Consider the following 21,222-nt stretch of genomic DNA (forward strand, 5'->3'; position numbering starts at 1 on the left):
ATGCCATGCGGGTCGATCGTCAGCTTATAGCGAAAACAGGCTCATTGCCAGCCCCAACGACGACGATAGACTCCCTTCAGGGCTTGCGTCAGCGCCATATAGGCCAGCAGGATCAAGGGCAGCAGCACGAAGTACAACAGCGGCAACGCCTGCATCTTGAAGTAATCGGCCAACGGACCCATGGGCAGGAAAATACCCACCGCCATGATGAGGCCCGTCATGACCAAGAGGGGCGCGGCAGCGCGGCTCTGGATGAAGGGCAATTTGGAGGTACGAATCATGTGTACCACCAATGTTTGCGTCAGCAAGCCGACAACGAACCAACCCGACTGGAACAGCGTTTGTTGTTCCGGCGTTTTCGCGCCGAACACAAACCACATCATCGCAAACGTGAGGATGTCGAACAGCGAGCTGATTGGCCCGAAGAACGCCATGAACCGGCCGATATCGTCCGGCTGCCAGCGTTGCGGACGACGCAGCAATTCTTCGTCGACACGATCGAAGGGAATGGCGATTTGCGAAACGTCATACAGCAAGTTCTGCACCAAAAGCTGCATGGGCAGCATGGGCAGGAAAGGTAGAAAGGCCGAGGCCACCAGCACTGAAAACACATTGCCGAAATTCGAACTGGCGGTCATCTTGATGTACTTGAGCATGTTCGCGAAAGTGCGGCGGCCCTCGAGAACGCCCTCTTCCAGGACCATCAAGCTTTTTTCCAACAGAATAATATCGGCGGCCTCCTTGGCGATATCCACGGCCGTATCAACGGAGATCCCTATATCGGCCGCGCGCAGCGCCGGCGCATCGTTGATGCCATCCCCCATGAACCCAACCACATGGCCATTGGCTTTCAGCAGGCGCACGAGGCGCTCCTTGTGCGAGGGCGTAAGCTTGGCGAACACATTGTGGCTTTCCACGGCCTTGGCGAGTTCGCCATCGCTCATGCGCTCGAGGTCGCTGCCCAGCAACATGCCTTGTGGCGCCAGGCCAACCTCGCGGCAAATCTTTGCAGTGACCAACTCGTTGTCGCCTGTCAGCACCTTGACGGCCACACCGTGGTCGGCCAAGGCGCGCAGCGCCGGCGCCGTGGACTCCTTCGGGGGGTCCAGGAAGGCGACATAACCAATCAGGGTGAGATCCCGCTCGTCGGCAACGCCATACGTACGTTGTGCCGGCGCACCCTGCTTTGCCGCCACGGCAACGACACGCAGTCCTTCCTCGTTCAAACTTGCCGTCACACCCCGGATCCGGGCCAATAGCCGCGGCGTCAGAGGCTCGACGGCATCGCCATGGCGCACCCGGGCGCAGACAGCCAGGATCTCCTCGACGGCGCCCTTGCTGATAAGCCACTTGTTTTGATCATGATCAGCCACGACCACCGACATGCGGCGGCGATTGAAGTCGAACGGAATCTCATCGAACTTGCAATAGTTTCCGGCGAATTTCAGTGGGCGGTTGGCTTCCGCGTGCTCCAGCACAGCCACGTCCAGAAGGTTCTTGAGGCCCGTCTGGTAATAGCTGTTGAGGTAGGCCAGCTCCATGACCTCGTCGGATTCCTCGCCCCAGGCATCCAAATGCTGTGAGAGAAATATCTTATCCTGCGTCAACGTACCGGTCTTGTCGGTGCAAAGCACATCCATTGCGCCAAAGTTCTGGATCGCGTCCAGCCGCTTGACGATCACCTTCTTGCGCGACAGGAACACAGCGCCCTTGGCCAGGGTCGAGGTCACAATCATGGGCAGCATCTCAGGCGTCAGACCCACCGCAACGGACAAGGCAAAGAGCAATGCCTCCTGCCAGTCGCCTTTGGTGAAGCCATTCAGAAAGAGCACCAGCGGCGCCATCAAGAACATGAAACGAATCAGCAGCCAGCTCACGTTGTTGACACCGGTCTGAAACGATGTCGGCGCACGGCCCCTGGCGCCGAGGCGGCTGGCCAACGCCCCAAAGTAGGTGCTGTTGCCTGTGTCCAGCACGAGAGCCGTGGCTGAACCGGACACCACGTTGGTGCCCATGAACAAAATATTGTCCAGCTCCATCGGGTTGACCGCGTCGACGTTGCGCTGAGCGGCAAACTTCTCTACAGGCATCGACTCGCCCGTCATCGCGGTCTGGGATACGAACAGGTCCTTGGCCACCAGCACGCGGCAGTCGGCCGGCACCATGTCCCCCGCCGACAAGACGACCCAATCGCCGGGCACGAGGAGTTTGATGGGAAGCTCCACGTTCCGAGCCGGCTTGACGTGCAAGGCCACGCCGAAGAACTGTTCGGCCTGTGGCGCGGCATCCACGGACGGATTCCGGCGAACAACGGTCGCCGTGTTGCTGACCATCGCCTTGAGCGCATCAGCGGCCCTGTTCGACTTCCCTTCCTGCCAGAAGCGCAGCAGCGTGGACAACACCACCATCGCGCTGATCACGATGGTGGCTTGCATATCTTCGGTCAGAAAAGAAATGGCCGCCAACAAGGTCAGCAGCAGGTTGAACGGATTCCTGTAGCAATGCCACAGATGAGCCCACCAAGGCAGCGGCTTCTCGTGCTCGACCTCGTTATACCCTACGCGCGCACGAATGGCCTGGGCCTGCGTCTCGGACAGGCCATCATTGTGGCTGTCGAGCTGCTCGAGCAGCACCGCGGGATTCGCGACGGCGGCCATGATCAAAGTCTTGGACAATCGAGCCGGCACGTCACGGCTGATGTCCGACCGGGTCAGGCTGTCCAGCAGCGCCAGGCGGCGAAAGTGTCGCGCAATATGGCGGGACCGGAGAAAGCCCGCAAAGAACTCTTTCAAGAGGGTGAAACGCATGTGATCTCCCGGAATCACCAGGCCGGCGCATAAAGTCGCACGGCCACACCCGCTCTTGCCGCGGACGCGGCAAAGCGGAAAGGACGGAAAAGGGAGGGGTGGGAAACAGCCGAAAGCCGGCTGCTTGACACCGCTGCCCGCCAAGTCGGCAAGGCAGCGGCCAGGCGATGAGGCGCCTGCGGTTACCTTGCCTGCGGTCCGTCGGTCAACGACCGACTACTAGGACTATCCACAGGGGGAAACTCCGAAGATAAAGAGGGGGAACATTCTAAACACTCCAAAAATGAGTGGCAAGCCTTCAACCCAGCCTTCAACCCAGGCCTGCCCAAAGTTTTTTGCGGCTGGGCCGCCTCGATGGCGATGTGAACGGCCTGGGGGCTTATACCGATTCCCGGACTATTTTCCCGGCTCGCTTTTTTACCGGACCGGCACACACCTGCGCTACTATCGACTGGACAAGCCGCAACGCCCCCACCCGAGCACCCAGGAGCTCCAGCCGGCGGGCCAATAGTCTCGAGGACACATCCATGACACTCGGTGCGAAACCCCATCACCCCCCACGATGCTGCGTTGTCGGCGGCGGCCCCGCGGGTATCATGCTGGCGCTATTGCTCGCCCGGGCGGGCATATCGGTCGTCATCCTGGAGAAGCACGGCGATTTCCTCCGCGACTTTCGCGGCGACACCGTGCACCCTTCGACCTTGCAGATCCTCAAGGAGCTCGATCTGTTGAAACAGTTCGAGCTGCTGCCCCAACGGCGCGAAAGCCACCTGAGCGGACTGGTCGCCGGACGCGAGCAGCCGGTCGTGGATTTTCGCGGCTTGCGGCCATTTGACTACTTGGCGCTGGTGCCCCAGTGGGATTTCCTGAACTTGCTGGCGGATGCGGGCCGGCGCTACGAGGCATTCGACCTGCGGATGCGACACAAAGCCACCGGACTGATCCAGGCGGGCGGGCGCGTCGCCGGTGTCCATGTCGAATCCCCTACCGGAGCCTACGAGCTCCGTGCCGACCTGGTGGTCGCCTGCGACGGACGGCGCTCTACCATACGCGATGCGGCCGGCTTGAAAGCCAAGGACTACGGGGCTCCGATGGACGTGCTGTGGTTCCGGGTCCCCCGCTCGGCGAGCGACCCGCAAGGCACGTTCGGAATCGTGAACGGCGGCCACCTGATGGTCTTGCTCAACCGCAACGACTACTGGCAGACCGCGTTCGTGGTGCCCAAAGGCAGCGATGCGACACTGAGGGCCCAGCCGATCGATGGCCTGCGCGAGGCGGTTGGCCGACTTGCGCCATTCCTATCCGACCGGAAGGACAGTATAGAAAGCTGGGACAAGGTCAGCACGCTGACGGTACAGGTCGACCGCCTCGAGCGCTGGCACAAGCCGGGCTTGCTCCTCATAGGGGACGCTGCGCACGCGATGTCGCCGATCGGCGGTGTGGGTATCAATCTGGCCATCCAAGACGCCGTGGCCACCGCAAACGCCCTGGCGCTTCCGCTGCGCGAGGGGCGCGCACTCGACGAAGCGTTGCTCGCATCCGTCCAGCGCCGGCGGGAAATGCCGGTGCATGTGGTGCAAAGGGTGCAACTGGCCATCCAGAACCGCGTCATCAGCCGGGCGCTCGAGGAAGGCGGCAGGCCGCCTCGTATCCCGTGGCTGCTGCGCATGCTGCTGAAATCCCGCATTGTGCGCAACCGCCCCGCCCGGCTGTTCGGCTATGGAATCCGCCAGGAGCATGTGCGGACGCCCGAGTTCACCGCCTGACCACCCTTCAGGCGGGCCCGCCACTGTCGTGTCCTGGACGTTCGCGCGCAAGATGCCGGGCGGGCATCCGCCTCCCTCCAGCCGGAAAACCGCCCAAACCGTATAAAATCTCGCTCTATCTGGCACAGGGATATGCGATGTTGAGGCGTTGGGTTCTGATCTTGACCGCCGGACTCTTGTCGGCATGTGGCCTGCCCTCCCAAGAAGGAGGGGTCGCATCACAGGCACTCATGACACAGAACGGATCCGCCACGAGGCTGGGGCAAAGCCTGGCGCCGCTGATAGAACAGCACCCCGGGGCGTCGGGCGTGGTGCCGCTCGCCGATTCGCTGGATGCTTTTGCGGCGCGCATGCACTTGATCTCGACGGCCCAACGCGCAATCGACATCCAATACTACATCTGGCGCGACGATACGACCGGCAACCTGCTGCTCCGAGCACTGCGCGAAGCGGCGCGGCGCGGCGTGCGCGTCAGGCTGCTGCTCGACGACAACGGCACCACGGGACTGGACGGCAAGCTGGCATTGCTCAATGCGGAACCGAACGCCGAGGCCCGTCTGTTCAACCCTTTTCCATTTCGCACCGCCAAGCAACTGGGCTTTCTAACGGATTTCAACCGACTGAATCGGCGCATGCACAACAAGTCGCTGACCGTCGACGGCCAGGCGACGATCGTCGGTGGACGCAATATCGGAGACGAGTACTTCGATGCCACCCATGACATCACCTTCACCGACCTCGATGTCATGGCTGTCGGCAGCGTCGTCGACGACGTCTCACGAGACTTCGACCGCTATTGGAACAGCGAGTCGGCCTACCCTTTGGAGCAACTCGTCGCCATGCCTGGCAAACGCGAGGCACAGTCGCTAGCGCGGGACGACACCCACCGCACCCGTGACCCCAAAACCCATGCCTATATCGAAGCCGTAAAGAAATCAGCCTTTATCGAGGGCCTGCTGGCGGGCACGCTCGAATTTTATTGGGTGCCCGTACGCATGGTCAGCGACGATCCCGGTAAAGTCCTGGGCCGCGCAGGGCCCGAAGCCATGTTGGCGACGCGACTGGCGAGCATCCTCGGCAAGCCCAGGCACTCGGTCGATCTGATCTCCCCGTATTTCATCCCCACGCGACAAGGGGTGGAAATATTCGATTCGCTGGCGAAACAGGGAGTGCGCGTGCGCATACTGACAAATGCCATGGAAGCCACGGACGTGCTGGCCGTTCACGCGGGATACGCAAAATACCGCCGCCCCCTGCTGCACTCCGGCATCACGCTATTTGAAATGCGGCGCGCCGCCGACCCGGAGGCACCCAAAGAGAAGGCGGGACCATTCGGCAGCTCAGGATCGAGCCTGCATGCCAAGACATTCGCCGTGGACGGCCAGCGGGTGTTCGTGGGCTCTTTCAATTTCGATCCCCGCTCCGCCCTCCTGAATACGGAACTCGGGTTCGTCATCGAAAGCGAAGCGATGGCGCACGCCATGTCGAACATTTTCGACCACAAGATTCCGGGCCGTGCCTACCAACTCGCGCTGGATGACCAGGACCATATCATCTGGCTGGAACGTCTCCCAGATGAAACCAGGACACTGACCACCGAGCCTTCCACCCCCTTCTGGAAACGCTGGTATGTCGGCGCCTTGTCTTTGCTGCCCATAGAGCACTTGTTGTAAGTGCGCCCGGCCGTCAAATCCGCAGCGTGGCGACAAGCCAATCGGCATGACCTTGAGATTGTTGGCGTTTGCCGCGGTGTGGCCGACGCTGTGTGTCGACCGTCCCGGCCCCCGAGCCCTGCTACCTCGCAAGAACCCAGGCGGCGATTTGTTGGACGACATCCTGTTCGAGGCCATTGAACCCATGATAGGCGTGGGCCTTGCACGGATCCCCTGTGCTCACGCCGCCCCTGAAGGGCAGCAACCGGCTCTCGGGCGCATTGCCAAACCGAGCCATCAAGGCCGGAACTTTGTCGAAAGCGCAGTGCCCACAGCCGTCTTTCTCATGATGCACCACCAGCACGGGCACGCGGATATCCTCCAGCGGCAGGGACGGCACGGGACGCGACTTGCCGTCCGTGAGGATCGTAGCGGTGAGGACGATGCCATCCGGGCCTTCGGGGCCGGTCAGCTTGGTGGCCAGGTAGGCGACTGACTGGGTGCCACGGCTGGTTCCGATGAGCCAGATGGGAACCTGGGCGATACCGCGTATCCACGCGATGATGGCTTTGACATCAGCGGCGTGCGCGGGTGTCTGGCGAAAATCCGCGAGAAAAGGCGGAGCCTGCCGGTCCGATGGGGCGTCGAGGACCGCGACCAAGAGCCCTCGATCCGCAAACATCCGCCGCGTCCGGACGAGAAAGTTATCGTCCCCCCATCTCATGGAACCGTTCCCGGCAATCTGCAAGCCGCCATGGCCGCCCGGGAACAATATCACCGCAGCCTTCGGGTCAGGCGGCGAGAGCACGAGTATCCGCTGTGTGACCCCGGACCTCGTGGGAATGTCGGCCACTTGCTGGCCGATCTGAGCCCAAGCATGGGGCTGCATCCCGAGCAGCAACATCGCACAAAAGAAAATGAACCTGCCCATATCGAATCCCCAGAAGCCTCATCCTCAGAGTTTCTTCTTCTATTCCACGGCCCTCCTTGATCTATCACAAGAAAGGAATCGTCCACATCAATGGCGCAAAGACTCGCCGGCCAAGAAACGTCGGCGCGGCGATTCAAATCGCAGCACGCCGGCAGACGGGCAGCGACAAGGTACGGAAAACGGATGAGGCCCGGACCCGCAACGCCGCTCGCGAACCGCCGTTTGCGCCAATCTGCAGCGTCCTAAAACGAGCGGTTTAACGCAGCGCGGCGACCTCGATTGTTTTTGCGCCGCAGGCCCGCACCAGTTCGGGATCATGGCTGGCAAACAGCACGACGCGATCCCTGGACCAGACCTCGAACTGCTCGGCCAGCACGGCGCACGCCTGAGCATCCAGCCCGTTGCTCGGGCCGTCCGCGATGACGACGGCCGGATCGCCCAAGGCGGCGGCCGCGAGAAAGACCTTGCGGCGCGTGCCCGTCGACATCTGTTCGAAGCGCTTGTCCAAATGGGGCTCCAGCCCCAGGCGGCGGGCCAAGTCCAGTACGGCATCGTCGAGGCTCGTGTTTTTTTCCGAGGCGATCCGCTCGAGCAGCCCCCGCCCCGTCTGCTTGGGAAACGCCAGGCAGTTATCGGGCACATAGGCCAGGCGGGCCTTGGCTTGCAATGGCGCGTGGACCAGAGAATGGCCATCGATCCAGACGTCGCCGCCGTCCGGCGCGACGACGCCCGCGATGATGCCCAGCACGCTGGATTTGCCGGTACTGCTTTCCTCGCACAGCGCCACGCACCCGGGCGCAAAGGTATGGGTCAGGCCCTCGAATACGAGGTGGTCGCCGTAGCGCTTGCTGAGATTGTCGATGCGTAGCATGGCCAAAAGTGTACGCATGAATGGGGCGCGCGACCAGGCTCAGGACGGGCGATGCCGTCATTTTCGCGGAATTGTGTATGATCTGCTTCGATGGGCCCGCGCTCGGGCCCATCCCTCTTGAGCGGGCCGGAATCCAGCACCAGAAAAGCCAAAACCTCGGTCAGGGTTTTTTATTTTATGCGCCGGCATTCCGGTTGGACGACGAAGGAACACGAGCCGTGGATACTGGATTGACGCTATTGATGGCCGCGGCGGCATGGATAGCGCTGCGCGTGCTATACCAGCGCACGCATATCGCGCTGCTGGGACGCCACCTGGCCGCCTTGCAGCTCGAACGCCACATGGAAACCCTGACGCAAGGCTACACCCGCGCCATCCACGAAGACTCCGAGGCGCGTCAGATCCAGGTCTTGGAAACCTTCGCTCCGACCGAACGCGCGGTGGCGGCACAGGTGCGGTCGTTGGCCGACGCCATGCAAAAGGAAAGCGCACAAGCAACCGGCATGGGCGTGCTCCCCTTCTGTGTGCCTTACGCCGAGCGTTTTCTCCCCGCGTCGACGCGGGACTTTCGCGAACTACTGCACATCCATGCGACCGGCTTGCGCCGCGTGGTGGACAACGACGGCGGCTGGGATGCGAAAACCCGCGCCTATCACCTGTCGGCGGAGCTATACCTGCTGCAGCACAGTTGCCACTGGTTTTGCAAATCGCGCGCAGTGGCCGATGCGCGGCTGACGCTGCGCCACCAGGTCAAACACCAGAAAGTGCTCGAGTCGGTCTCTGGTGCCACCCGCACGGCTTACCAGCATTGGTTGCGAGGCAACAATGGATAGCCAATAGATCTACGATGCTCCTCCGCGGGATCAAACGCGGCAAAGCGGACGAGGCCCGGATCGGCCGCCGCGATATTCGGCGAGCCGACCCGGAGACCCTCATTTTTCGGCGGACGGCGTCAAGGACACCGCGGCTTCGGGCGACAGCAGCCGGAAGGTAAAGCTCTCTTGGAAGTACAGGCTGACGACGCTGTCTGTGTGCGACTGATAGCCGATCGAGACATCCTGACCGAGATGCAGCGAGAAGTCGCCGCCGCGGGTACTGAGCAGCACACCGCCCTCGATGCCTGGCGCCCAGATGATGTCGCCCCCCAGCAACGGCCGGATGTGCTTGAGCAAGGGGTAGCCTTCGTCGCTGGCGCCGCTGACGGCGGCATACGCCTTTTCGCCAAGGACCAGGATGTACGGGCCATTGACGCCCGCCAGGCGCAGTTGGCTCAAGGCCTGCGCCACAACGGCGGGATAGCGCCGGATGTCGGCCGGCAGCTTTGCCGCCGGATTGCCGGCGCCGGGGCGGATGCCCTGGATGCCCGCCGCGGCGTAGCCGTCGAACACGGCCCGGTCTTCGGCATAGGCGATCTTGCGCGCGGCATCCTTGAGGGCTTGCAGGTCGGGATCGTCGGACCCTCTTTCGACGTCGTCCAGCGACTGGCGTGACAGCTCGAACGGCACGCGCAGCTCGACCAAGGCCTGGGCCTGATGCTGGCCGGCCAGAACGCCCTCATCCGGCGCCTTGATCGCCTTGAGATGGCCGGTGCCGACGGCGGCAAGGGCGGCCCCCTGCGGGTCGGCGACGTCCACGACGCGCCGGGCGGCGAGATAACGTTTGAGCGTCCGGGAGGCTTCTTCTTCGATTTGGCTCCACGCCGCATCCGATATCGGCGCCAGTTCACGATGCAGGTTATTCATACGAGGATTCTCCTTTGAGTGAGCCGATGCCCAGCGAGCCGTCGGGCGCATCCGACGCGGACGCACCCGGGGCCGGCGCTGCGCCGAACCCGGGTGCGTCCTCAAGAAAGCCGGCGGAAGGCACGAAAAACAGCGAACCCGTGACGGCACGGCTGAAATCCAGCAGCCGGTCGTAATTGCCCGGTGGGCGCCCGATGAACATGTTCTCGAGCATCCGCTCGATGCGACTCGGGGATCTGGCGTAGCCGATGAAATAGGTGCCGAATTCCCCTTTGCCCACATCGCCGAACGGCATGTTGCCGCGCACGATATCCAGCTCCTCGCCGTCCTCCTCGATCACGGTCAGCGCGTTGTGGGCCCAGCTTGGTTTGACGTCTTCGGCCAGTTCGATATTGGTCTGCTTGGTGCGACCGATGATGCGTTCCTGCATTTCCACCGGCAGCGCGTTCCAGCCCGCAAGGTCATGCAGGTACTTTTGCACGATCACGTAGCTGCCGCCGGCAAAATCGCCGTCCTCATCGCCAACGACCGTGGCGGCGACCGCTGCGGCGCCGTCGGGGTTCTCGGTGCCGTCCACGAAGCCGATCAGATCCCGGGCATCGAAGTACCTGAAGCCGTGCACCTCGTCGACAACGGCGGCCGCGGCGCCCAGCCGCAGGGTGATCTGCGTGGCCAGCTCGAAACACAGGTCCATGCGCGTGGCGCGGATATGCAGCAGGATGTCGCCCGGCGTGGAGACGGCATGATGCACGCCCTGGATTTCCTTGAAGGGGTGCAGTTCCCTCGGTCGCGGCGTGCCGAACAGGCGATCCCAGGCATCGGAGCCAAACCCCACGATGCAGGACAGGCGGCCGTCGAGGTCGCGGAACCCGACCGAGCGCAGCAGCCCGGACAAGCCCGCGCAAAACGAGCGCACGGCGTCCAAGGGCTCGGGCCCCGGATTGAGGGTCAGAACCAGATACATGGCCGCTTGCGTGAGCGGCGCGTCAACGGGCTGGTGGGTCACGGAAGACAAATTTTTCTCCTTGCGGATCGGCTAACCCAAGTGATTAGTTTACCCTGTGATCAAGGCCTGTTTCAGGGTACCGCCTTGCCCGGTCGGCGTATAATGCGGCCCAGTATTGCCTCCATCCATGGGTTCCCTCACCCCATCCACCAAAAAGGCCCACATGACATCCGCATTCCGCCCGCAATCGCGGGCATCCTGGCACCTCGCGCTGCTGGTCGCCTTTCACATCCTCATCATCATCGTCAGCAACTACTTGGTGCAGTTGCCCATCGACCTGTTCGGTTTCCACAGCACCTGGGGCGCCTTCAGCTTCCCCTTCATTTTCCTCGCGACGGACCTGACCGTGCGCCTCATCGGCAAGGCCGAGGCGCGCCGGGTGATCCTGCGCGCCATGCTCCCGGCGCTGATCGTCTCCTATATCGTGTCGGTACTGTTTCACGAGGGCGCCTTCAACGGCATCGGCGCGCTGGGCGAGTTCAACCTCTTTGTGTTCCGCATCGCGTTCGCGAGTTTCGCCGCCTACGTCCTGGGTCAACTGCTGGACGTGCACGTGTTCGACCGCATGCGCCGCGGCTACGTCCAGTGGTGGGTCGCGCCGGCGGCCGCCTCGGTGCTGGGGCAGGCGTTGGACACGGCCGCGTTCTTTGGCATCGCCTTTTGGCGCAGCGACAATCCCTTCATGGCCGCGCACTGGGTCGAGATCGCGGCCGTGGACTACGTCATCAAGCTGTCCGTCAGCCTGCTGCTGTTCGTACCGATGTACGGCGTCGCCCTGAATGCCCTCATCCGGATCATGAAACAGCGCGAGGCCCTGCCGACCGCCTGACCTCGCGCCTGGATCAGGGCGCCTTGCGCAGCTTCCGGACCGTGTCCTCCGTGGCGGCGGGCGCCTGCCCGCCCCACTGCCCTCTGGACCAGTTCGTCAACCGCGCGATGGCCTCGTCGCTCAACTGATCCGCGAATCCCGGCATGGCGTCCATGCGCTGGTTACCGGCGAACCGCTGCGCGGGAATGCCTTCCAGCACGACTTTGACGAAGTTGCGCGGATCGTCGTTGATCAAGGTGGCGTTGCCTCTCATGGCGGGCGCGACATTGGGGATGCCCTCGCCCGCCAAACCGTGGCAGCCCGCGCAAGCGGAAAGATAGGCCAGTCGTCCCGCCGTCAGTTCAGCGCTGTCGGCGAGCGAGGCCGCCGCCTTCCATGGCCGCGGCGGCGCGTCCGCCGGCACGATCACGCCGTCCTCGCCCGTGAGCAGGTACACCGCCATGGCCTCGACATCCTCGACCCTCATGTCGCTGGTCGAGGCGTGCGTGACGGTGTACATGCCGGCGAAGGAGGAGCCCTGCGGCGAAACCCCCGTGCGCAGGAACCGCGTCAGGGAATCAAGGTCGAAACCCTGCCTGCCCAAGGTTTCGGCACGGATGTCGGGCGCCTGCATCCCATCGATGACAGCGCCCTGGAAATGGCGCGAGAAGTCGGTGCCCATGGTCACGTTCATGGGTGTGTGACAAGCGGCGCAATGGGCCAGGCCCTCGACCAGGTAGGCTCCGCGCACCCACTGATCGGCGCGCTCCGGCGCGGCCTCCGAGACCGCCGGCGCCGGGGCGCTCACGGCATCCCGCCCGGGAAAGTTCAGCAGGTTCCAGAAATTCATGAACCCGCGAACCGGCAGCCTGTAGATCCCCGTCGGCGGGGTGTCGGCCTCGGCGATCGGCGGAATGCTCATCATGTAGGCATACAGGGCATCCACGTCCGCCGCAGTCGTGCGATGCGTGAACACATAAGGCATGGCCGGGTACAGGTTGCGGCCGCCCTTGGCCACGCCATCGAGCAGCGCCCGATGAAAATCGGCGCGAGTGTACCGGCCAATGCCATGTTCCGGATCGGGTGTGATGTTGGTGGAATACAGCGTGCCGAAAGGCGTGGCGAGCGCCACGCCGCCGGCCGCCCGCGGGCCCTCGGGCTTGGAGTGGCAACCGAAGCAATCGCCGGCCATGGCCAACTGCCGGCCGCGCGGCAACAGCTCGCGCACCTCGTCCTCGGACAGGGGACGAGCGACCGCTTCGGTGACGCTGGTGGCCCGAAACAAGCCCAGAAAGACGGCCGCCAATCCCAGCAACAGGATCAGGGCCAAGGCCAGCCACAGGGCGCGCTGCGGACGTGATCTCTGCATGATTTCCCCCTCAGCCGATGACGCAGCCCGGCGTGGCCAGGGCGACGTCCCTGACGGCCTCGTAGTAGCGCACGTAGCCGGTGCAGCGGCAGATGTGCGCATTCAGCGCCGATTCGATGGCGGATTCCAACTGGCCGCGGGGAATGGGCTTGCGCTTGAGTTCCTCGATGAACACCGTGGCCCCGGCCACGAAGCCCGGCGTGCAATAGCCACACTGGAAAGAGAAGTGATCGATGAAGGCCTGCTGCACGGGCGACAACGACCGCACCTCACCCTGATCGTCGAGCAGGGCATGGCCTTCAATGGTGACGATGGATTTTCCGTTGAAAAAATGAGCATCGAACACACAGGTCCGGTGTTCGACGGGCGGGGCGTCGCCACGCTCCTCCATGATCACGCAGGCATGGCAGATGCCTTGACCGCAGCCAAACCGCGTGCCGGTCAGGTTCAGGTGCTCGTGCAGGAAATCGATCATCGGCATGCCGACCGGCACGTCCAGCGGACCGACGGGCTCGCCATTGATCGTCATGGACAAAGAACGCATTTCGAGCGTCATGCCAAGGCCCCCCTGATTTTTTCCGCCGTGATGGGAAATTGGTAGAACCGCTTGCCAATGGCGTGGTGGATCGCATTGGCAATGCCGGCGACGACGGGAATCATCACCACTTCGGCCACGCCCTTGGGGGGCGAGGTCTCGGACGACGGCGGCAAGTATTCCGCCGTCTGCCGCCAGACCGCCACATCGCTGGCGCGCGGCAAGGTGTAGCGGTTGAAGTTCCAGGTGCCGTTGCCGGGGCCGTCGTCATACAACGGGAGCGCCTCCATCAGGGCATGGCCGATCCCCATGGCCAGCCCGCCTTGCTGCTGCCCGGACACCAGTTCGGGCACGATGACCCTGCCGGTATCCAGCAGGCTGTGCAAATGCAGGACGCGGACGTCGCCCGTATGGGTGTTGACGTCCAGCTCGACGAAGCAGGCAGCCGGCGTATACGTGGTGACGCCTGCGTTATTGCGTTCAACGGCTGGAAAATGGACTTGGCCGCGTTCAATAAAATCGTAGCCGCCGGTCGTCATGCGCCGCTTCAGGCCGTCCGGGGCGCCATCGCCATAACGCACGGCCAGCGCGTCCACCGGCAGCTCGAGCCGACCCACGCCGGGGACCTCGAACTGCGCGCGAGCCCATTCCCAGCGACTGAAGCAATGCAATGCCACGCCAGTGATCAAGCCCATGTCGTGCGCCTTGCGGGCGACCTGTTTGAAAGGCAGCGGCGACATGCCGCCGCCACCGATGCCACCGGGTACGGCACGCAGATCGGTGGACCGCATGGCGCCGCTGGCGATCTGCCCCTGGCCGGGGCCTTCGCTCCAGAGGGCGCGCGCAGCAGGCCAGAGCGCGTGCTCCAACAGGAATCGCGCCGCCTGACGGGTGCCGAAACCCAGGAAGTACGCGCTGTTGGACGCGCTCATGGCCGGCAAGAGGCAAGGCACCCAGAAGGGGTTCCCGGAGAGCGAGTCCTGTTGCGCCTGATCGATGGTGAAGGGCAGCTCGTTGCTGACCAGGGGCAACTGCTCGAACCCGGTTTCGCCGAATACGGCGAGATCCGGCGCCTTGCCCAGGATGCGCTGAATCATGACCTGCTGAGCGGTGGTGGCGCCGGTGCCGATTTCCTGCAGACAATGCCGCATGGTGATCCGCCCTTCGGCGTCGAACTCCAGCACCAGGGCGCTGGTGTCGGCACCCGACCCATAGTCCTTCTGGACTTGCGCAAAGCCCAGGCCATAGCGATGACCGGGGTGCTTGCCGTCGTAGGCCGCCTTGTTGGCGTCCCGGTTCAGCCACAACGGATTCCGGGCCGCCCGCTCCAGCATCTCGAGATTGCGCGGATCGCCCATCGGCACCGCACCCTGGGTATTGGGTTCGCCGGGACGCAGGGCATTGCGGCGGCGCAGTTCGATCGCGTCGATGCCCAGCTCGGCGGACAGCTCGTCGATCATGAGCTCGGTCATCGTCATTGACTGCAAAGTGCCATAACCCCGCATCGAACCCGCCTCGACAGCCGTGGACGAGAGGGCGACGCCCGCCACGTCGGACCGGGGGAAATAGTAGATGGACTGTGCCGCGGTCGCCGCCACCTGGGCGACGGAAAATGAGAAATTGGCGCGACCGCCACCATTGCAGGTGTACTCGCCTTTCAGAATATCGAACTTGCCGCTATTGCGATCCACGGCGATGGTGACATCCATGTCGACCGAATGCCGCTTCATGCCCATCTGGAACTGCTCGTAGCGATCGTTGGCCACGCGTACGGGCTGGCCGGCTCCATAGAAACAGGCCGCGATGGCGTAGAGCGGAAAAATAGAATGGTCCTTTGAGCCGTAGCCGACGGTGGTGCCGGTCGACAGCTCGATCTTGTCGACGGGAAAACGCGGATTACCCTTGACCATCAAAGCCGCCACACGAGCGACCTCGTAGGGCGATTGCGTGGCGGTGATCAGATGCAGAGTCCGTGTCCTGGCGTCGTACCAGGCATTGCCGTTGTCCGCCTCCATGGCGCAAGGGTCGATCGATTGCGAGAATCCCCGGCGTTGCAAGATCAGCTTGGCGGGATCGGCGCGCCCATCCTCGATCGCCTGCGCGATGACTTGCGCGGCATCCATCCCACGGCGCATGGCGTCGCGGGTGTCGCGCGCGACCTGGGCGGGATCGCGCGGGGCGCTGCCGCCACGGTGCTTGAGCGTCACGGCCCGCGGCACGAAAGGGTTGTCGGAATCGGCGACGGGCCACACCGGCGCAGCGCCGTCAAAGGTGCCCCAGATGACGGCATCCTGCATGGACGAGAACACCGGCGGGGCGCCAGGGGCTTCCCCGGCAATGCGAACATAGCGCGCCGCGCCATAGTGGGGTGGCGGCTTGGGCCCGGTGTCCGCCCCATAGCGGACGACCTCGGGGGCGAACCGCAGCCGTCGCTTGGCGGCCTGGAACCGCCCAAAATCCCCATACACCAGCAGGGCTACTGGTTGGCCCAGCATGGGTGGTGTCTCGCCTTGCGGCGTCAGCAGCGTGCGGCCGTAGAAATCCGGGCCCAGGTCCGCGGGCTTGGGCGCCTCGATGCCATCGCGGGCTAAATCCTCGTGCAGCAGCAGGCGGTCGGGCTGCAAATCCGCGCCCAGCATCGAAAGATCGACCCCCTCGAAGCTGCGATCGGCCCGCGTGGCTTTGATGAAGAAGGCATGCGCCTGCTGGTCCGGCCAGCCGGGTAGATCCCGGGCACGAAAGTCGCGCGCGAAAATCTTTTGCCCCGTGACCTTGCGCACCGCGTCCCAGCGGTAACGGGCCGTCCCGTCGGCCGCCAGCCAGTCCTTGGCGCGCCGCCCGGAATCGATCTCAACCCCCTGGGCAGTGGACAGGCGGGACAACAGGACAGTAATGCCACTGAATACGCCAAGCTTGATGAAGCCGCGCCGAGAGAGTCCATCACCCATACATCATCCTCCTGTGCGATGCCGTCCCGGTTCGACGTGTGGCCCCGTATTCCCGGTGGTGATTCCACCGCGAATGACGAGGACCTGGACGTGCGCGACCTCCCGAGGACATCCCTTTATCTATTTTCCGGGCGCGAAACGATGCCATGCCAAGCGCCTGCTTCTGTGCGCCAGTGTACAGGCCCATCCGCCAGGCTGTCCGGGATTGCCTGTTCCAGGCGGCGCAGCCGTCATCGGGCACGCCGGATCCGGTACAGCACATACCGTGGGAACGTCAGCCACTGCTCGAACACGATCCGGGCGAATGCATTGACCGGGCCGGTGAATGGAGCGGGTGGATGCGATTCCAGCCGGTGGCCCCAGGCTTGCGCGGCCAAGGCCGCCATCATGGCGGACAGCCCCGTCAAGCACGACGCCGCCGATCCCGTGCACAAGCCCCCGAAAAGGGCCACAGTCCCGGCCATGAAGAGCGGCACCGTCGCCAAATGGACCACGAAATTGACCCGATTGGCGTGCGCCCGCGGATAGTCGGCCCACTGCGTGCTCAGCATCGATGAAATAGACATGGCTCATTTCCCTGGTTCTTGTTTACTATGTAAACATACGAATTCTAGGAATTGATGTTTACGATGTCAACATCTTCGCAAAAATACCATCATGGGGATTTGCGCAAGGCGCTGCTGAACGAAGGCATGGCCCTCGTCCAGGAAAGCGGGCCCGAGGCCCTCACCCTGCGCGCGCTCGCGAGGCGGCTGGGCGTATCCGCCATGGCGCCCTACCGCCACTATTCGGACAAACAGGCGCTGCTGACCGCCATCGCCGCCGACGGCTTCCGTCAACTGCAGACGCGGCTCGAGGCGGCGGAAGACGCCGACGAGCCGTCCCGCTCGCCGCTGCTGCGCGAAGGCATCGCCTACGTCCTGTTTGCCCTGGACCAGCCGGCCTTGTTTCGCCTGATGTTCGGCGCCAACCGGCCCAAGGACCAGGATCCGGAGCTCGACACCGCCCGCGCCGGCGCATTTGGCGCACTGCTGCGGCATATGCGGGGCGACGCCACAAGCGATGAACGCGCCGTCCAGGCGCGCGGCTGCTGGTCGCTGGTGCACGGCCTGGCATCCTTGCTGCTGGACGGCTTGCTGCGGGTCCCCGAGGGAACGGCGCCGAGCGACTGGCTCGCCGAGATCATCGGCACCACGATCGCCGGCCGGCCCGGTCTTAACCCAGGCTTAAGGCGGAGCCACAAAATGTGAGTCGGCAAGACGCGTGCCCGGGCTGATAATCAAAAATATTTTTGATTTCATGAAGGCATGTATCAACATGGATAGCAATCGCACGCTGGGCCTGGCCGTCGCCCAGATGGGGCCGGTGAATCTCGCGGACTCGCGCAAGGCCGTGGTGGGCCGGCTGATCGAGATGCTGCGCGAGGCCAAAAGCCGCGGCTCCGAGGTCGTGGTTTTCCCCGAGCTCGCCCTGACCACGTTCTTTCCCCGCTACTGGATGGAGGACGCCGAGGAGATCGACCGGTACTTTGAAAAGGCCATGCCCAACCCGGACGTCCAGCCGCTGTTCGACGAGGCGCGGAAACTCTCGATGAGTTTCTACCTTGGATACGCCGAGCTCACGCCCGAAGGCCATCGCTTCAACACCTCGATTCTCGTCGACAAGACCGGCGGCATCATCGGCAAATACCGCAAAATACATCTGCCAGGCCATTCCGACCACAAGCTCGACGCGCCGTTCCAGCACCTCGAGAAAAAATACTTCGAGGTGGGCGATCTCGGTTTCCGGGCATTCGACATGGACGGGACGCGCTTCGGCATGTGCCTGTGCAACGACAGGCGCTGGCCCGAGACGTATCGGGTCCTGTCCCTGCAAACCGCCGAGGTCGTCGTCCTCGGCTACAACACGCCGTCGATCAACATCCACTGGAACGAGCCTGTCCATCTGCGCACGTCCACGCACCTCATCTCGCTGCAGGCCAATGCCTACCAGAACGCCCTGTGGGTCGCGGCGGCGGGCAAATGCGGGTCCGAGGACGGCTTCCACATGATCGGCAGCTCGGTCATCGTCGCGCCCACCGGCGAAATCGTCGCCCGCACCTTGTCCGAGGACGACGAGGTGATCTCGGTCAAGGCCGATCTGCGGATCGGCGAGAATTTCCGCCAGCACGTCTTCAATTTCGCCAAGCACCGCAGCCCTGAACACTACCGCCTCATTGTCGACCGTGTCGGCGCGGGCGAACCCCTGGTCTGAAGACCGCCGGGAACCAGGCCATGGAACCACACTTCGATCTGACCATCCGCCACGCCCGCATCGTCACCGACGATACGATCGTCGAAGGCGATGTCGGCATACGCGGGGGCCGCATCGCGGCGATCGGGCCCGACTTGCCGCCCGGGGCGCGCGACATCGATGCCGCCGGCCGCTGGGTGCTGCCGGGAGGCATCGACAGCCACTGCCACGTCGAGCAGCTCTCGGGGATGGGGGTCATGGGGGCCGACGATTTCTACTCGGCGACTGTCTCGGCCGCATTCGGCGGCACCACCACGATCATCCCGTTTGCGGCGCAGCACCGGGGAACGGCGGTGCCGGACATCGTGCGGGACTACGCCGAGCGCGCGCGCGCCAAGGCGGTCATCGATTATGGATTCCATCTCATTCTGGCAAACCCCGACGACCGGACGATGACGCGCGACCTGCCCGAGGCCATCCGCGGCGGGATCTCATCGCTCAAGGTCTACATGACCTACGACAGCATGAGGCTGGACGATTACCAATTGCTCGACGTGCTCGACCTGGCGCGCGAACACGGCGCGCTGGTCATGGTGCACGCCGAGAACAACGACATCATCAAGTGGCTGGCCAAGCGCCTGATCGAGCGCGGGCATACGGCGCCCAAGTTCCATGCGGTGGCGCACGACCCCCTGGCCGAGGCCGAGGCCACGAACCGCGCCATCACGCTGTCGCGCCTCGTCGATACGCCGATCCTCATCGTCCACGTGGCGGGCGGGAGCACCGTCGAGGTGATCCGCAGCGCCCAGAACCTGGGCGCGCGCGTGCTGGCCGAGAGCTGCCCCCAATACCTGTTCCTGACGGCCGAGGACCTCGACCGCGCCGGCCTCGAGGGTGCCAAGTATTGCTGCTCGCCGCCGCCGCGCGACGCCGGATCCCAGGACGCGGTCTGGCAGGGCTTCATGGACGGCACGCTGATGACGTATTCATCCGACCACGCGCCGTACCGATTCGACGAGACGGGCAAGCTGCCCAAGGGCGACCAGACCACCTTCAAGGAAATGGCCAACGGCGTCCCAGGCCTCGAGCTACGCATGCCGCTGCTGTTCAGCGAGGGCGTGCTCAAGGGCCGGATCGACATCCACCAGTTCGTCAAGCTCACCGCCTCGAATCACGCGGACCTGTACGGGCTAGCCCCCGGAAAGGGGCGGATCTCGATTGGCGCCGACGCCGATCTCGCCATTTGGAATCCCGATCGGGAAACCCGCATCACCTACGAAAACCTGCACGATCAGGTGGGATACACCCCTTACGAGGGCCGGGTCATCAAGGGCTGGCCCGAGATCGTCGTCTCGCGCGGGCGGGTGATCGTCGAGGACGGGCAACTGCACGCGGCGCGCGGCAGCGGCCAGTACCTGCCTCGGCAGGCGCCGCGATTCGCATGGCCGCTGCGCCGCCCCGGCGACTCGCGACACCAGGCCGGCCCGTTCGCCAAGGCGCTGGCCGGCGCCAAGGACGACTGACGGCGCGATCGGCGGGTGTCCCCGCCTCTCTCCATCCACGCGGCACCCCCTTTTGCACGAGGAACATGAATGGCGGTTTACCTGAATGACGATGTGGTCGCGAGCCAACTGCCCATCGGGCGGGCCATCGACTGCGTCGAGGCGGCGTTCCGAGACCTTGCGCAAGGCGAGGCCGTGAACGCCGTCCGGGTACGCATGGCCGTCGAGCCCGCCGTCATGAATGTCATGTGGGCCTGCGTCCCCTCGGTGGGGATGATGGGCGTCAAGAGCTACGTGACGGCGCAGCGCGGAGGCACCCGGGGGGCCGCCCTGGCGCTCACGCTCTATTCGATGGAAACCGGGGAAATGCTGGCGCTCGTCGAGGCCAACCGCTTGGGCCAGATCCGCACCGGGGCGGCAACCGCCGTCGCGACCCGGGCGATGGCCAACGACAAACCGGCGGCGCTGTCCATCTATGGGACGGGTTTCCAGGCCGAATACCAGATCCGGGCCTTGCTGAACGCCCTGCCGACGATCACCGAGATCCGCGTCGTGGGGCGGGACGCGCAACGACGCGACGCGTTCATCCAGCGGCTGGCGAGCGAGTTCCGCGACACGCGGTTCATGCCAGCCGACGCGAGAACGGCGGCATCCCAGGCCGATGTCATCGTCACGGCGACGCAATCGTCCGAGCCACTGTTCGACGCCGAGTGGCTGCGACCCGGCACGCACATCAACGCCATCGGGTCCAACGATCCTCGAAAAATGGAAATCGGCCGACGGGTGCTCGAACGCGCCGGCCTGATTCTCGTGGACGACCTGGCGGTCGCCCGCCAGGAATGCGGCGATCTGCTTGCGAATCAGTGGGACATGACGCAGGTCGGGACGCTGGGCGAACTGCTCATCGGCGCAAGGCCGGGGCGCGCGCAGCGCGACGAGATCACCGTCTTCGAATCCCAGGGGCTGGCCGTGCAGGACGTCGCGTGCGGCGCGGTCGTCGTGGCGCGGGCACACCAGGAGGGCCTGGGAATCCGGCTGTCCCGCTGATCCGCG

General features: G+C 64.1%; 17 protein-coding genes. 8 read left to right on the plus strand and 9 right to left on the minus strand.

The window, feature by feature from the left end:
* Positions 1–41: 41 nt before the first annotated feature.
* Positions 42–2,807 carry a magnesium-translocating P-type ATPase gene (mgtA, locus tag ABS761_RS13025; protein ID WP_350408767.1) on the minus strand — a complete coding sequence of 922 codons (2,766 nt, stop codon included), beginning with the start codon at positions 2,805–2,807 and terminating at the stop codon, positions 42–44.
* Between the two features lie 527 nt (positions 2,808–3,334).
* Between mgtA and ABS761_RS13030 the strand changes: the two genes are divergently transcribed.
* The gene (locus ABS761_RS13030; RefSeq protein ID WP_350408768.1) at positions 3,335–4,573 is read left to right on the plus strand and encodes an FAD-dependent oxidoreductase; all 1,239 of its coding nucleotides are present in this window, start codon (positions 3,335–3,337) and stop codon (positions 4,571–4,573) included.
* A 137-nt stretch (positions 4,574–4,710) separates the two neighbouring features.
* Positions 4,711–6,246, plus strand: a complete 1,536-nt coding sequence (locus ABS761_RS13035; protein ID WP_502881436.1) for a phospholipase D family protein — start codon at positions 4,711–4,713, stop codon at positions 6,244–6,246.
* Positions 6,247–6,367: 121 nt separating this feature from the next.
* Here the strand turns inward: ABS761_RS13035 and ABS761_RS13040 are convergent, their stop codons facing one another.
* Entirely contained in the window at positions 6,368–7,156 is a 789-nt protein-coding gene (locus ABS761_RS13040) for an alpha/beta hydrolase (protein WP_350408770.1), read from the minus strand.
* A 256-nt stretch (positions 7,157–7,412) separates the two neighbouring features.
* The gene (locus ABS761_RS13045) at positions 7,413–8,027 is read right to left on the minus strand and encodes an ABC transporter ATP-binding protein (protein WP_350408850.1); all 615 of its coding nucleotides are present in this window, start codon (positions 8,025–8,027) and stop codon (positions 7,413–7,415) included.
* A gap of 218 nt (positions 8,028–8,245) precedes the next feature.
* On the opposite strand from ABS761_RS13045, the gene ABS761_RS13050 reads away from it, so the two are divergent.
* Positions 8,246–8,860, plus strand: coding sequence for a hypothetical protein (locus ABS761_RS13050; protein ID WP_350408771.1), 615 nt, complete (start codon positions 8,246–8,248; stop codon positions 8,858–8,860).
* Positions 8,861–8,959: 99 nt separating this feature from the next.
* On the opposite strand, the gene ABS761_RS13055 is transcribed toward ABS761_RS13050, so the two are convergent.
* Both ABS761_RS13055 and ABS761_RS13060 read right to left on the minus strand, forming a co-directional pair.
* The gene (locus tag ABS761_RS13055; RefSeq protein ID WP_350408772.1) at positions 8,960–9,769 is read right to left on the minus strand and encodes a family 1 encapsulin nanocompartment shell protein; all 810 of its coding nucleotides are present in this window, start codon (positions 9,767–9,769) and stop codon (positions 8,960–8,962) included.
* On the minus strand, positions 9,762–10,784 hold the full coding sequence (locus tag ABS761_RS13060; RefSeq protein ID WP_350408773.1) for a Dyp-type peroxidase: 1,023 nt from the start codon (positions 10,782–10,784) through the stop codon (positions 9,762–9,764). Before ABS761_RS13060 ends, ABS761_RS13055 begins: the two co-directional genes overlap by 8 nt.
* 154 nt (positions 10,785–10,938) lie before the next feature.
* Between ABS761_RS13060 and ABS761_RS13065 the strand changes: the two genes are divergently transcribed.
* Positions 10,939–11,604 carry a 7-cyano-7-deazaguanine/7-aminomethyl-7-deazaguanine transporter gene (locus ABS761_RS13065; protein WP_350408774.1) on the plus strand — a complete coding sequence of 222 codons (666 nt, stop codon included), beginning with the start codon at positions 10,939–10,941 and terminating at the stop codon, positions 11,602–11,604.
* Between the two features lie 13 nt (positions 11,605–11,617).
* On the opposite strand, the gene ABS761_RS13070 is transcribed toward ABS761_RS13065, so the two are convergent.
* The 4 genes from ABS761_RS13070 to ABS761_RS13085 form a co-directional block, all read right to left on the minus strand.
* Positions 11,618–12,952, minus strand: coding sequence for a cytochrome c (locus ABS761_RS13070; RefSeq protein WP_350408775.1), 1,335 nt, complete (start codon positions 12,950–12,952; stop codon positions 11,618–11,620).
* 10 nt (positions 12,953–12,962) lie between these two features.
* Positions 12,963–13,508, minus strand: coding sequence for a (2Fe-2S)-binding protein (locus tag ABS761_RS13075; RefSeq protein WP_350408776.1), 546 nt, complete (start codon positions 13,506–13,508; stop codon positions 12,963–12,965).
* Positions 13,505–16,435 carry a xanthine dehydrogenase family protein molybdopterin-binding subunit gene (locus tag ABS761_RS13080; RefSeq protein WP_350408777.1) on the minus strand — a complete coding sequence of 977 codons (2,931 nt, stop codon included), beginning with the start codon at positions 16,433–16,435 and terminating at the stop codon, positions 13,505–13,507. Before ABS761_RS13080 ends, ABS761_RS13075 begins: the two co-directional genes overlap by 4 nt.
* Positions 16,436–16,665: 230 nt before the next feature.
* Positions 16,666–17,001, minus strand: coding sequence for an Mpo1-like protein (locus ABS761_RS13085; protein ID WP_350408778.1), 336 nt, complete (start codon positions 16,999–17,001; stop codon positions 16,666–16,668).
* A 63-nt stretch (positions 17,002–17,064) separates the two neighbouring features.
* Between ABS761_RS13085 and ABS761_RS13090 the strand changes: the two genes are divergently transcribed.
* From ABS761_RS13090 to ABS761_RS13105, 4 genes are all read left to right on the plus strand, one after another.
* Complete coding sequence (locus ABS761_RS13090) at positions 17,065–17,685, plus strand: TetR/AcrR family transcriptional regulator (protein ID WP_350408779.1); 621 nt, start codon at positions 17,065–17,067, stop codon at positions 17,683–17,685.
* A 67-nt stretch (positions 17,686–17,752) separates the two neighbouring features.
* A complete protein-coding gene (locus ABS761_RS13095) occupies positions 17,753–18,688 on the plus strand; it encodes an N-carbamoyl-D-amino-acid hydrolase (protein WP_350408780.1) in 936 nt (311 codons plus the stop codon).
* Between the two features lie 20 nt (positions 18,689–18,708).
* A complete protein-coding gene (gene hydA / locus ABS761_RS13100; protein WP_350408781.1) occupies positions 18,709–20,190 on the plus strand; it encodes a dihydropyrimidinase in 1,482 nt (493 codons plus the stop codon).
* 69 nt (positions 20,191–20,259) lie between these two features.
* On the plus strand, positions 20,260–21,216 hold the full coding sequence (locus ABS761_RS13105; protein WP_350408782.1) for an ornithine cyclodeaminase family protein: 957 nt from the start codon (positions 20,260–20,262) through the stop codon (positions 21,214–21,216).
* Positions 21,217–21,222 lie beyond the last annotated feature (6 nt).

Source organism: Castellaniella sp. GW247-6E4, assembly GCF_040276065.1.
In the GTDB taxonomy this organism is placed as follows: Bacteria; Pseudomonadota; Gammaproteobacteria; order Burkholderiales; family Burkholderiaceae_B; genus Castellaniella.

Bases quoted from the DNA above. Each gene is read 5' to 3' on its own strand.
- ABS761_RS13055 (WP_350408772.1), bottom strand. From the start codon at position 9,769: ATGAATAACCTGCATCGTGAACTGGCGCCGATATCGGATGCGGCGTGG.
- ABS761_RS13035 (WP_502881436.1), top strand. From the start codon at position 4,711: ATGTTGAGGCGTTGGGTTCTGATCTTGACCGCCGGACTCTTGTCGGCA.
- hydA (WP_350408781.1), top strand. From the start codon at position 18,709: ATGGAACCACACTTCGATCTGACCATCCGCCACGCCCGCATCGTCACC.
- ABS761_RS13045 (WP_350408850.1), bottom strand. From the start codon at position 8,027: ATGCTACGCATCGACAATCTCAGCAAGCGCTACGGCGACCACCTCGTA.
- ABS761_RS13080 (WP_350408777.1), bottom strand. From the start codon at position 16,435: ATGGGTGATGGACTCTCTCGGCGCGGCTTCATCAAGCTTGGCGTATTC.
- ABS761_RS13105 (WP_350408782.1), top strand. From the start codon at position 20,260: ATGGCGGTTTACCTGAATGACGATGTGGTCGCGAGCCAACTGCCCATC.
- ABS761_RS13090 (WP_350408779.1), top strand. From the start codon at position 17,065: ATGTCAACATCTTCGCAAAAATACCATCATGGGGATTTGCGCAAGGCG.
- ABS761_RS13040 (WP_350408770.1), bottom strand. From the start codon at position 7,156: ATGGGCAGGTTCATTTTCTTTTGTGCGATGTTGCTGCTCGGGATGCAG.
- ABS761_RS13065 (WP_350408774.1), top strand. From the start codon at position 10,939: ATGACATCCGCATTCCGCCCGCAATCGCGGGCATCCTGGCACCTCGCG.
- ABS761_RS13030 (WP_350408768.1), top strand. From the start codon at position 3,335: ATGACACTCGGTGCGAAACCCCATCACCCCCCACGATGCTGCGTTGTC.
- mgtA (WP_350408767.1), bottom strand. From the start codon at position 2,807: ATGCGTTTCACCCTCTTGAAAGAGTTCTTTGCGGGCTTTCTCCGGTCC.
- ABS761_RS13095 (WP_350408780.1), top strand. From the start codon at position 17,753: ATGGATAGCAATCGCACGCTGGGCCTGGCCGTCGCCCAGATGGGGCCG.
- ABS761_RS13070 (WP_350408775.1), bottom strand. From the start codon at position 12,952: ATGCAGAGATCACGTCCGCAGCGCGCCCTGTGGCTGGCCTTGGCCCTG.
- ABS761_RS13075 (WP_350408776.1), bottom strand. From the start codon at position 13,508: ATGACGCTCGAAATGCGTTCTTTGTCCATGACGATCAATGGCGAGCCC.
- ABS761_RS13085 (WP_350408778.1), bottom strand. From the start codon at position 17,001: ATGTCTATTTCATCGATGCTGAGCACGCAGTGGGCCGACTATCCGCGG.